Origin of the sequence: uncultured Methylobacterium sp., assembly GCF_964251405.1 — a bacterium.
GTDB lineage: Bacteria > Pseudomonadota > Alphaproteobacteria > Rhizobiales > Beijerinckiaceae > Methylobacterium.
In genome coordinates this window covers 1-11841 of the sequence record NZ_CAXUJR010000103.1, presented here as the reverse complement: position 1 = coordinate 11841, position 11841 = coordinate 1, and the positions used below count along the sequence as shown (strand labels likewise).

Sequence of the window (11841 nt, the reverse complement as noted above, 5' to 3'; positions counted from 1 at the left end):
GGGCCGCAGCCTCACAGGTCCTCAGCGCGGCTCAGGAACTCTCGCGCCACTCCGAAAGCCTCACTCAGGAAGTCAGCACCTTTCTGGCCAACGTCCAGGCAGCCTAGTCCGTCCAGCTGCTTCAAGCGTGTCCGCGACCTGCTACCCGAAGGACGGCACCTTCGGGTAGATGGCGCCGGTACCAGACGCCGGCTTCGGCCACTTGTCGCCGTTCAGGTCTATCCCCTGGCCAGCACTGGCACTATCTGCAGTGCCATGACCTCGACGGACGCCAACTCCCCCGACCCCGTCCTCGACCGGCTCACCGCCGCCCTCGGCGGTGCTGCCACGCGCGGCCCGCCTCCGGTGGAGCGCTGGAACCCGCCCTATTGCGGCGAGATCGACATGCGCATCGCCGCGGACGGGACCTGGTTCCACAACGGCACGCCGATCCGGCGCCCTGCCCTCGTCAAGCTCTTCGCCTCGATCCTGCGCCGCGAGGAGGACGGCCGCATCGTTCTGGTGACACCGGTCGAATGCGTCGGCATCACCGTCGAGGACGCGGTCTTCATCGCCGTCGACATGGCGGTGGAGGGCGAAGGCGACTCGAGGCGGATCGTGCTGCGCACCAATGTCGACGACCTCGTCACCGTGGATGCCGAGCATTCCCTGCGTTTTGAGGAAGACGAGGCGGGCGGCCTGCGGCCCTACCTTCATGTCCGGCGCGGTCTATGGGCCCTGGTGAGCAGGGCGATCACCTACGACCTGGTCGAGATGGGCGAGGATCGCATGGTCGACGGAGCCTCGTGGTTCGGCATCGCCGCGGGCGGCGCCTTCCATCCCATCGCACCTTCCGGCCCGACTTGAGCGGCCTCGCCCGCGATAGGGTCGAGGATTTCCTTGCCCGGGCCGGCATTGGCCTGTCCCCCACACCGCCGAGTGACGACGACCCGAACTCCAATCCCCGTGGCGACCACGACCTCGATGCGGAAGGCATCGCCGTCGCGCCGCCGGGTCCCCACCGGCACGCGGCGGTGCTGGTCCCCGTGGTCGAGCGACATGATGGGCTGACCGTGCTCTTCACGGTCCGCAGCCATGGCCTGCGCGACCATTCCGGCCAGATCTCCTTTCCCGGCGGGAAGATCGATCCGGCCGATCCGGGGCCGGCCGATGCCGCCCTGCGCGAGGCCTTCGAGGAGATCGGGCTCGCCCCGGGCGCGGTGCGGGTACTCGGCTACCTCGACCCCTATCTGTCGGCTACGGGCTTCCTCGTCGTACCGGTCGTGGGACTGCTGCAGCCGTCTTTCAGGCTCGACATCAATCCGGCCGAGGTCGCCGAGGTCTTCGAGGTACCCCTGGCCTACCTCATGGATCCTGCCGGGCACAGTCTCGGCTCGGCGAGCTGGAGGGGGCGCACGCGCCGCTACTACGCCATCACCTACGATGGGCGGCTCATCTGGGGTGTGACGGCAGGGATCGTGCGGAATCTCTACGAGCGCCTATTTTCCGTGAGGGCAGCTCATTCCACCACGGACGCTGCCTGACCCCGCCGGCGACAGGCATCATGATCCGCACGATCCTACAAGAACTTCTGGTCTTCCTGCTACCCTGGATGCTGTTCTACGGCTACCTCGTCGCAATCGGGCGCAACCCTCACCGGCGGGAGCATTGGGAGAATTCCGTCTTTCGCCTCACCATGGCGGGGATTGCGTTCGTCGTCGTTTCCCTGATCCTCGTCGGCGTCTTCGGCGAGCGCCATCGTGGCGGTTACGTCCCGCCCCGGATCGAGAACGGCCAGGTGGTGCCAGGATACTTCCAGTGACGGGATGGGCGCTCGATCGCGACGGGCCGTCGCGCCTCCTGCGGCGAAGCGACGTCCGGCAGATCCTCGACGCCCTCACGGTCCCGGGCGAGGCCACGCGGCTCGTCGGCGGCTGCGTCCGCGACGCGCTCCTCGGCTCAGCTTCCACCGACATCGATCTTGCGACCACACTGGAGCCGGATGCGACGCTGTCCCTTGCGGCGAAGGCTGGCCTCAGAGCGATCCCGACCGGATTCGATCATGGCACCGTGACGATCCTGGCGAAGGGCACGGCCTTCGAGGTGACGACCCTACGCGAGGATATCGAGACCGATGGACGGCACGCCATCGTTCGCTTCGGCCGCGACTTCGCTCGGGATGCCGAGCGCCGGGATTTCACCATCAACGCGCTCTCGCTCGACCCGGAGGGCCGCCTCCACGACACCACCGGCGGCGTCACTGATCTCGAAGGCGGACGGGTCCGGTTCATCGGCGACGCGGCGAGCCGCATCCGCGAAGACGCCTTGCGCGTGCTACGGTTCTTCCGGTTCCATGCCCGCTATGGGTGCGCGGCGCCGGACGAGGCGGGTCTCGCCGCCTGCGCCGCCGCACGCGAGGCGGTCGACGGGCTCTCGCGGGAACGGGTCCGGGCGGAACTCCTGAAGCTTCTCGTCGCGCCGGGTGCGCTGGCGGCATTGCGCGCGATGGACGAGGCGCAAATCCTGGAACGATTGATCGGCGGGCCTGCCTATCTCTGGCGGCTCGCCCGCACGATCGAAGTCTGCCCGGATTCCGATGTGGTGACCCGGTTGGCGTCCCTGGCCGTCCGCACCAAGAGGGATGCCGTGCGTCTGCAGGAGGCGCTGCGGTTGTCGAAGGCGGAAGGCGGCGCGCTGACGGCCTATGCCGACGCGTCGGCGGCCCTCGCTCAGCGGCGGGCGATCGATGCGGGAGCGATGAGGGCACTGGTCGCCGTCCACGATGCGTCGCCGCTCGCCGAAGCCCTGGCGGCGATGGACGCCCAAGAGCAGCCACCTATCACCAGCGACGGCCTTGCCATCCTGCAGGCCGTGCGTGGCGGGGCTTTGCCGAGGCCGGTCTTCCCCCTGACGGGAGCGGATTTCGTGGCGCGGGGTGTGGCGCCCGGCCCGGCGGTGGGCCACGGCCTGAACGCGGCGCGGACCCTATGGCTTGAGCTCGGTTGCCCGGACGATCGTCAGGAACTGGACGCGCTTCTCGGCCACGGGCTCAACGTGGCCAAGGACAGATCATGACGGGCGAGGCGTCACGATGCCCTGAAACAGATTCGGCGAACCAAGGCTCGCCGAATCTGGCCGTCACCGGGCGACGATGTGGGTTCAGAAGCTCAGCGCCACCTTGGCATCCTTGAGCTGAACGATCTGGCCGTCGAACTCTTCGCGCTTGGCGAAATCCTCGGTCGCGTCGCGCTGCAATTCAAGGGCGGCGATGTCGCCGTCGATGGAGGCAGGGCTGATCTCCTCGAATGGATTCGCGCGCTCGGCGATCACCGTCACGCTGGTCGGCCCGATATCGGCGAAGCCGCCGCGCACCAGCACGCGCTTTCCGGAATGCCCGGCCTCGTTGATCACGATGACGCCGACCTTGAGGGCGGTGAGCACCGGGGCGTGGCCCGGCAGCACCGTCATCTCGCCCTCGACGCCCGGAAGCTGCACGGCCTCAACCTGGCCCGAATAGAGGGTCCGTTCGGGGCCGACGAAGTCGAACTGGAAGGTGGCCATGGCGTCTGGAATCCTGCGATCCGAAGTCGTTGTAGCGGCACCGGGACCGAAGTCCGGCGCCGTATGGTCTGTCTCAGCCGCGGCGGCGGTCGGAGACGAAGCCAGCACGCGGTCCAACCACGGCGCCGATCACCGCGAACAGGCCGAGATGCTGCATCTGCCCGCTGGTGAGATCGCCGCCGCGCAGGCCCGCCGAGACCGTCTCCTGCACCTCGACGCTCAAGGGTCCGATCTTGATCTCGGCGGCGTGGGGCCGGGTGAGGTAACCGACGAGCCCGCCGGCCACGAGGCCGACGAGCAGGAGAACGATCTTGGCGTTCACGAAGCTCAGGACGCGGCCGCGAGCTTCTTCGCCTTCTCCTTGGCATCCTCGATCGTGCCGACCATGTAGAAGGCGGCCTCCGGCAGGTCATCGTAATCGCCGTTCACGAGGCCCTTGAAGCCCTTGATCGTGTCGGCCAGTGGGACCTGGATGCCCGGCGAGCCGGTGAAGATCTCGGCCACCGAGAAGGGCTGCGAGAAGAAGCGCTCGATCTTGCGGGCGCGCGCCACGGTGAGCTTGTCCTCTTCCGAGAGCTCGTCCATCCCGAGGATCGCGATGATGTCCTGGAGGGCCTTGTAGCGCTGCAGCGTCTGCTGGACGCGGCGGGCGACGTCGTAATGCTCCTCGCCGAGCACGGTCGGGTTGAGCATCCGCGAGGTCGAGTCGAGCGGGTCGACCGCCGGGTAGATGCCCTTCTCGGCGATCGAGCGCGAGAGAACGGTCGTGGCGTCGAGGTGGGCGAAGGAGGTGGCGGGCGCCGGATCGGTGAGATCGTCGGCTGGCACGTAGATCGCCTGCACCGAGGTGATCGAGCCCTTCGTGGTGGTGGTGATGCGCTCCTGAAGGGCGCCCATGTCGGTCGCGAGCGTCGGCTGGTAGCCCACCGCGGACGGGATGCGGCCGAGCAGCGCCGACACTTCCGAGCCGGCCTGGGTGAAGCGGAAGATGTTGTCCACGAAGAACAGCACGTCCTGGCCCTGGTCGCGGAAATCTTCCGCGATCGTCAGGCCGGTGAGCGCGACGCGCGAACGGGCGCCGGGCGACTCGTTCATCTGGCCGTAGACCAGCGCGCACTTGGAACCCTCGGCCGAGCCGCCGTTCTCCTTGGGGTCCATGTTGACCTTGGACTCGATCATCTCGTGGTAGAGATCGTTGCCCTCGCGGGTACGCTCGCCGACGCCGGCGAAGACCGAGTAGCCGGAGTGAACCTTTGCGATGTTGTTGATCAGCTCCATGATCAGCACGGTCTTGCCCACGCCCGCGCCGCCGAACAGGCCGATCTTGCCGCCCTTGGCGTAGGGCGCCAGGAGATCGACGACCTTGATGCCGGTGACGAGGATCTGCGACTCGGTGGACTGCTCGGAATAGGCCGGGGCCGGCTGGTGGATGGCGCGCAGCGTGTCGGACTGGATCGGGCCGGCCTCGTCGATCGGCTCGCCGATGACGTTCATGATACGGCCCAGCGTGTTGAAGCCGACCGGGACCATGATGGCCTCGCCGGTATCGGTGACCTCTTGGCCACGGACCAGGCCTTCCGAGGTGTCCATCGAGATGCAGCGCACGGTGCTCTCGCCGAGCTGCATGGCGACTTCGAGGACGAGACGGTTGCCGTTGTTCTTGGTCTCGAGAGCGTTCAGGATCTCGGGAAGGTGGCCATCGAAATGGACGTCGACGACGGGGCCGATGACCTGGGTGATGCGGCCGACCTTGTTGGAGCCGGCGCCGGGGAGAGCGGTGTTCGCCATGATAGAGTCCTTCGATTGATGCGTCAGAGCGCCAAAGTTCTTGTTAGAGAGCTTCCGCGCCCGAGATGATTTCGATCAGTTCCTTGGTGATCATGGCTTGACGCGTGCGGTTGTAGATCTGCGTCTGCTTCTTGATCATCTCGCCCGCATTGCGCGTGGCGGAATCCATGGCGCCCATGCGCGCGCCCTGCTCTGAGGCCGCGTTCTCAAGGAGCGCCCGGAAGACCTGGACCGTGAGGTTGCGCGGCAGGAGCGTGTCGAGGATCGCCTCCTCGTTCGGCTCGAACTCCAGCGCCGCATCGGGGGCGGTGGCGCCGGTCTCTGGCAGTTCGGCGGGAATCAGCTTCTGCGCCGTCGGGATCTGCGAGATCACGGAGCGGAAGCGCGAGTAGAACAGCGTCGCAACATCGAACTCGCCGGCATCGAAACGGGCGATGATGGCTTCCGCGATCTCGGAGGCGAACTCGTAATCGACAGGCCTGGTGCCGCGGATATCGCGGGCCTCGATGATCTGGTCCTTGAAGACCCGGCGCAGGAGGTCGTTGCCCTTCTTGCCGACGGTGACGATCTTCACCGTCTTGCCCTCAGCCATCAGGCGGCGGGCGTGGTCGCGGGCGAGGCGCCCGATGGACGAGTTGAAGGCGCCGCACAGGCCGCGGTCGGCGGTGCAGACCACGAGGAGATGCGTCTGGTCCGAGCCGGTGCCGGACAGCAGCCTCGGCCCCTGAACGCCGCCGACGAGGTTGGCAGCAAGGTTGCCGAGCACCTGGGACATCTTCTCGGCGTAGGGCCGGCCGTTCTCGGCGGCGTTCTGGGCGCGCCGCAGCTTGGCGGCGGCGACCATCTGCATCGCCTTGGTGATCTTCTGCGTGCCCTTCACCGAGGTGATGCGGTTGCGCAGATCCTTCAAACTCGGCATCGGCTGACTTTCAGATCCGTCTCGGTTCGACCCAGGCGCCTCTCCTCCCCCTTGTGGGGAGGAGTTGGAGGTGGGGGTGGCTGGGTGACCCTCCTGCGGAGCCTAGCGAAACCACCACCCCCGGCCCCTCCCCGCAAGGGGGAGGGGAGAGTTCCTTACTTCATCGCCTTGATGACGCCCTCGATGGCGCCCTTCAGGGTGCCGGCGCTGGCATCCGAAAGGTCCTTCGAGTCGCGGATGGTCGTGAGCAGATCCGTATGCTTCGTGCGCAGGGTCGACAGCAGCGCGTCCTCGAAGGCGCGGATCTTATTCACCGGCAAGGCGTCGAGATAGCCGTTGACGCCGGCATAGATCACCGCGACCTGCTCTTCCATCTTCAGCGGCGAGAATTGCGGCTGCTTCAGGAGCTCGGTGAGGCGCGAGCCGCGGTTCAGGAGCTTCTGCGTCGACGCGTCGAGGTCCGAGCCGAACTGGGCGAAGGCGGCCATCTCGCGGTACTGGGCGAGCTCGCCCTTGATCTTGCCCGCGACCTTCTTCATCGCCTTGGTCTGGGCCGAGGAGCCCACCCGCGAGACCGAGAGGCCGACGTTCACCGCCGGGCGGATGCCCTGGTAGAACAGGTCGGTCTCGAGGAAGATCTGGCCGTCGGTGATCGAGATGACGTTCGTCGGAATGTAGGCCGAGACGTCGTTGGCCTGGGTCTCGATGACCGGCAGCGCGGTCAGCGAACCGCTGCCGGCGGCGTCACCCATCTTGGCGGCGCGCTCGAGCAGGCGGCTGTGCAGGTAGAACACGTCGCCCGGATAGGCCTCGCGGCCGGGCGGGCGTCGCAGCAGCAGCGACATCTGGCGGTAGGCCACCGCCTGCTTCGAGAGATCGTCGTAGCAGATCACGGCATGCATGCCGTTATCACGGAAGTATTCGCCCATGGCGCAACCGGCAAACGGCGCGATGAACTGCATCGGCGCGGCGTCGGACGCGGTCGCAGCGACGACGATCGAGTATTCGAGCGCGCCGTTATCCTCGAGGATCTTCACGAACTGGGCCACCGTCGAGCGCTTCTGGCCGATGGCGACGTAGACGCAGTAGAGTTTGGAATTCTCGTCCGTCCCGGAATGGGCGGCCTTCTGGTTGAGGATCGTGTCGAGCACGATCGCGGTCTTTCCGGTCTGGCGATCGCCGATGATCAACTCGCGCTGGCCGCGGCCGACCGGGATCAGGGCGTCGATGGCCTTGAGGCCGGTGGACATCGGCTCGTGCACGGATTTCCGCGGGATGATGCCCGGCGCCTTCACGTCGACGCGGCGACGCTCGGTCGTGGCGATCGGGCCCTTGCCGTCGATCGGGTTGCCGAGGCCGTCGACCACGCGGCCGAGCAGCGCCTTGCCGACCGGCACGTCGACGATGGCGCCGGTGCGCTTGACGGTCTGGCCTTCCTTGATGTCGCGATCGGACCCGAAGATCACGATGCCGACATTGTCCTGCTCAAGGTTCAGCGCCATGCCGCGCACGCCGGATTCGAACTCCACCATCTCGCCGGACTGGACGCTGTCGAGGCCGTAGGCGCGGGCGATGCCGTCACCGACCGAGAGGACCTGGCCCACCTCGGTGACCGCGGCTTCCTCGCCGAAGTTCTTGATCTGCTCTTTCAGGATCGCGGAGATCTCGGCAGCGCGGATGTCCATCGTTCGGCCTCTTCAATCGAAAAAAATGGTTTGGGTGTGGATGACGGGACGGATCGGGCTGAACAGCTCCGAGCCTCTAGGCTTCCCGCATCGCGAGACGAATTCCGTTGAGCTTGGTCCGCAGCGAGGCGTCGACCATCCGGCTGCCGATCTTGACGACGAGGCCGCCGATCAGGCTCGGGTCGACATGGAGGTCGAGGTCGATCTCGGACTTCGCGACATCGCGCAAGCTGGCCTTGATCTCCTCGATTACCGCGTCGGACGGACACTCCGCGACCCGGACCTCGGCGCGCACGATGCCCTTCGACTCGCGCACCAGCACCCGGAAGGCGCGGATCATATCGGGCAGGGCGAACAGTCGGCGATTGGCGGCAGACAGCTTGATGAAGTTGGCGCCCAGACCCGTGATCCCAGCTCGCTCGAGCACCGCGCCGATGGCGGCGGCCTGCTCTTGCCCGGAGAAGATGGGGCTACGCACCAGCCTCATCAGATCGGGGCTCTCCTTGAGGAGCGAGTCGAACCGCTCCATCGCTTCGGCCACGGCATCGACCTGACGCTCTTCGCGTGCCAGCTCGAACAGGGCCGAGGCGTAGCGTGCGGCTACGCCTGCAACCGGGGAACTCGCCTCGGAACCGTTCTGCGCCACGCGGCCGCTCTCTCTTCAATCCGAACCGCCCGTTCCGACCGGATCTCGCCGTATTTCGGCGTCGGCTCAGGACATTGCGGCAATGGGAACTTCTCGGACCTAAGGAGGCACGAACCCCCTCTACCGAGGCGGCGTGGCCCTAGCATGCGGTCTTGGACGGCGCAAGGCGAGCGAAGCCGTGTGAGGTGAAACGGTCGAGCCGCTGGCCGCGAGCCATGAGTGGGGCGCAACGGTGGTGAATGCAGGGCGAGGAGAGCGAAACGTCCGCCGATCCGGTTCAGCAGGCGACCCGATCGCAGCGGCGCTGGGCGGAGATCATCCGTGCCAGTGCCTTGGGGCCGGGATGGCCGAGCAGCCCGGTATTGCCGAGGACGTAGGAGGGGGTCGCGACGAGGCCGAGATCGGCCGCCATGCGCATCTGGCTTTTGAGGGCGAGGCGGATCTCCTCGCTGTCGCCGACGCTTTCGAGCTCGGCAGCCGGAACGCCGAGCTTTGCCGCCGCAGCGAGGGCGGACTGGCCGTCGATCCGGCCCGGCTTGCCGAGCATGGTCTGGTACAGCGTCCAGGTCGCGGCCGAGCCGAGCCGGCGCTGGACCGCCAGCGCCACCTTCGCCGCCTGCGCTGATTGAACGGAAAGGATCGGGTTGTTGATCAGCCCAACCCGCAACGATGGATCGCTTGCCGTAACCGACGCGAGGTCGGCGGCCGCCTTCCGGCAATACGGGCAGTTGTAGTCGAAGAACTCGTAGAGGGTGACCTCGGCCTCCGCCGGCCCGACATACGTGACCCCGCGCAGCGCCTGGATCTCGCCGACGATCTCGCCGGGCAGCCGCATGTTGGCGATCGGGCGGTCCTCGTCGTTCTTCACCGAGAAGGCCTGGCCGTAGCCTTGGGCCGACGCCGCGCCGGCCAAACCGAGGCCCGCGGTGGCAGCGAGGAAGCGCCGACGGTGGATGTTCATGGCGAGGCCCGGTTGCAGATAGGAAAGCCCGGGCTTCTATCGGGCGGGACGAGGCTAGGCCAGCCACGCCTGTCCCTCGGATGCCGGAACGCGGCCCGTCGCGGAGACATCGGAAGGCTCGCCATCGATACCCCTCCGCCGTCGTTCCCGACCGACGATGGAGCGTATCGATCGCCCAGGACGCCTTAGGCCGCCTTGACGCCCGCGAGGAAGGTCTCGACTTCGCGTCCGAGACTCTCGGAATGGCGCGACAATTCCTGCGCCGCCGACAGCACTTGCGAGGCGGACGCCGCCGTCACGCCGGCACCCTGGCGGACGTCGTCGATGTTGGTCGTGACCTGCTGGGTGCCCTGGGCGGCTTCCTGGACGTTGCGGGCGATCTCGCGGGTGGCCGCGCCCTGCTCTTCCATCGCCGCGGCGATGCCGGAGGAGTAGCGCGACATCTCGGCGATGGTATTGGCGATGCGCTGGATGTCGGCGACGACCTCGCCGGTGGCACCCTGGATCTCGCCGATCTGTGCCCGGATATCGTTGGTGGCCTTGGCGGTCTGGCCGGCGAGTTCCTTCACTTCGGTCGCCACCACCGCGAAGCCGCGGCCCGCCTCGCCGGCGCGCGCCGCCTCGATCGTCGCGTTCAGGGCGAGCAGGTTGGTCTGGCCCGCGATGGTGTTGATCAGCTCCACCACGTCGGTGATGCGCTCGGCAACCTGGGCAAGGCGCTGTACGGTGGCATCGGTGCGTTTGGTGTCGTCGACGGCCCTCGTCGCCATTGCGGAGGACTGGCTGACCTGTTCGACGATTTCCTGGATCGAGGCCGACATCTCCTCGGAGGCGGCGGCGACGGTCTGGACGTTGGCGGAGGTCTCCTCGGCGGTGGCACTGACCGCGACCGATTGCTTGATCGCCTGCTCGGCGGTGGCCGACATCGATTGGGCGGTGGCTTCCATCTCGGTAGCGGCGCCGGCGAGCCCCTGAGTCATCGACGAGACGTTCGATTCGAAGCGCTTGGTCAGGCCGTCGAGCATCTCGGCCCGGCGCATCTTGGCCTGGTTCTCCGCCTCCTGCTCGGCGGCGAGACGGCGGGCCGTGATGGCGTTGTCCTTAAACACCTGGAGCGAGCGGGCGAGCGTCCCGACCTCGTCCTTGCGCTCGACGCCTTCGACATGGACGTCGAGGTTGCCGCCGGCGAGGTGGCCCATCGAGTCGGTCATGCCCTGTAGCGGGCGGGTCACGCCGAAGATCACGATGGAGACGACGAGTCCGATGGCGAGGAGGAGGCCGCCCGCCGCCGACGCGGTCAAAGTCCATTCCGCGGTGCTGGCAAGATCCGCGGCGTCCTGCTTGGCTTTGGCCAGTTCACCGAGATTGTTCTCCACGCGCTTGGTGACGAGGTCGCTGAGCTTGCGGCGCTCCGGCCGGACCTCGTCCCTTTCGAACCGGACGGCGTCCGCGTCGTCCCGCACCGCGAATTCTAGACCCTTCTCGGCGACGGTGAAGTAAGCCAGCAACTGGCCCTTGATCGTCCGGTTCAACTCGCGGCGCTGGTCCGTATCGGCCAGCGCGGAGAGTCGATCGACGGCCGAGATCGCCCGGCCCTTCTCCTCCGCGAAGACTGCCTTGACTCTCTCGGTGCCACTTTCCTTCGGATCGATGATGGCGTTCTTCAACTGAAGCGTGGCCTCGTTCATCGCGTAGGCCATCTGCAGGGCCAGCACCAAGCGCGGCGCCGTGACGTCGGTGATGTAGCTGGTCTTGTCGCGCAGCGAGCCCATCGCCTGCATTGCCACGAAGACAAGGCCGGTCGCGACCACGACCAAAAGGCTGACGGGGATCGCCAGCTTCACCAATATCTTGAGATTGTGAAATGCGCGCACAACCGGCCACGTTTCGCGAATATCGACAAAAGGTCGAAGGTATGGCTTTCAATCAAAACTATTGATGCCTTATAACAGTTACCGGTCGGTTAAGAGGAAATTACCCGAAGTAAAAAACCTGCGCTGAGAAACGGAAGTCATTTCGTTGTTCTGATCATCCAATGCGCGGTGACTCAATCGTAAGCGGCAAGACAAATGTCGCCCGCGGCCTCGCCTCTTGAACATTGATCGAGATGGGGAGCGCATGCGGCATCCCACGCAGCCCGCAATCGACGCCAGAACTTCGGGCCTCCTTTGTCAACCAAAGGACGGATACTGATCAGGGTTCAGGGACTTGGCGCGAGTTCTCACCGTCGATCGCTCGACAGCCGACGAGCCATGACGGGACCGAGAGAGCCGCTAGCGCATCCCGCCCGGCCGGTCGCCCA

General features: G+C 66.6%; 12 protein-coding genes. 4 read left to right on the top strand and 8 right to left on the bottom strand.

Going from position 1 to position 11841, the window contains the following annotated elements; genetic code table 11:
* The first annotated feature begins 255 nt into the window (after positions 1–255).
* From ACFE7U_RS15470 to ACFE7U_RS15455, 4 genes are read left to right on the top strand one after another with little or no spacing between them, the layout of a single operon-like run.
* Entirely contained in the window at positions 256–846 is a 591-nt protein-coding gene (locus ACFE7U_RS15470) for a DUF1285 domain-containing protein (protein WP_375410611.1), read from the top strand.
* Positions 843–1523 carry a CoA pyrophosphatase gene (locus tag ACFE7U_RS15465; protein ID WP_375410610.1) on the top strand — a complete coding sequence of 227 codons (681 nt, stop codon included), beginning with the start codon at positions 843–845 and terminating at the stop codon, positions 1521–1523. The genes ACFE7U_RS15470 and ACFE7U_RS15465 overlap by 4 nt, the downstream gene beginning before the upstream one ends.
* Before the next feature lie 20 nt (positions 1524–1543).
* Complete coding sequence (locus ACFE7U_RS15460; RefSeq protein WP_375410609.1) at positions 1544–1801, top strand: DUF6111 family protein; 258 nt, start codon at positions 1544–1546, stop codon at positions 1799–1801.
* Positions 1798–3054, top strand: a complete 1257-nt coding sequence (locus ACFE7U_RS15455) for a CCA tRNA nucleotidyltransferase (RefSeq protein ID WP_375410608.1) — start codon at positions 1798–1800, stop codon at positions 3052–3054. The genes ACFE7U_RS15460 and ACFE7U_RS15455 overlap by 4 nt, the downstream gene beginning before the upstream one ends.
* An 84-nt stretch (positions 3055–3138) precedes the next feature.
* Here ACFE7U_RS15455 and atpC read toward each other — a convergent pair whose 3' ends face one another.
* From atpC to ACFE7U_RS15415, 8 genes are all read right to left on the bottom strand, one after another.
* Entirely contained in the window at positions 3139–3540 is a 402-nt protein-coding gene (gene atpC, locus ACFE7U_RS15450; RefSeq protein ID WP_375410607.1) for an ATP synthase F1 subunit epsilon, read from the bottom strand.
* 73 nt (positions 3541–3613) lie between these two features.
* The gene (locus tag ACFE7U_RS15445) at positions 3614–3862 is read right to left on the bottom strand and encodes a hypothetical protein (protein WP_375410606.1); all 249 of its coding nucleotides are present in this window, start codon (positions 3860–3862) and stop codon (positions 3614–3616) included.
* Between the two features lie 5 nt (positions 3863–3867).
* Positions 3868–5328, bottom strand: coding sequence for a F0F1 ATP synthase subunit beta (gene atpD, locus ACFE7U_RS15440; RefSeq protein ID WP_375410605.1), 1461 nt, complete (start codon positions 5326–5328; stop codon positions 3868–3870).
* 43 nt (positions 5329–5371) lie between these two features.
* Positions 5372–6247: a F0F1 ATP synthase subunit gamma gene (locus tag ACFE7U_RS15435; protein WP_375410604.1), complete on the bottom strand. Its 876-nt coding sequence runs from the start codon at positions 6245–6247 to the stop codon at positions 5372–5374.
* A 155-nt stretch (positions 6248–6402) separates the two neighbouring features.
* Positions 6403–7932: a F0F1 ATP synthase subunit alpha gene (gene atpA / locus ACFE7U_RS15430; RefSeq protein ID WP_375410603.1), complete on the bottom strand. Its 1530-nt coding sequence runs from the start codon at positions 7930–7932 to the stop codon at positions 6403–6405.
* A gap of 76 nt (positions 7933–8008) precedes the next feature.
* A complete protein-coding gene (locus ACFE7U_RS15425) occupies positions 8009–8578 on the bottom strand; it encodes a F0F1 ATP synthase subunit delta (protein ID WP_375410602.1) in 570 nt (189 codons plus the stop codon).
* Between the two features lie 277 nt (positions 8579–8855).
* Positions 8856–9539, bottom strand: a complete 684-nt coding sequence (locus ACFE7U_RS15420; RefSeq protein ID WP_375410601.1) for a DsbA family protein — start codon at positions 9537–9539, stop codon at positions 8856–8858.
* 185 nt (positions 9540–9724) lie between these two features.
* Positions 9725–11383, bottom strand: coding sequence for a methyl-accepting chemotaxis protein (locus tag ACFE7U_RS15415; RefSeq protein WP_375410600.1), 1659 nt, complete (start codon positions 11381–11383; stop codon positions 9725–9727).
* Positions 11384–11841 lie beyond the last annotated feature (458 nt).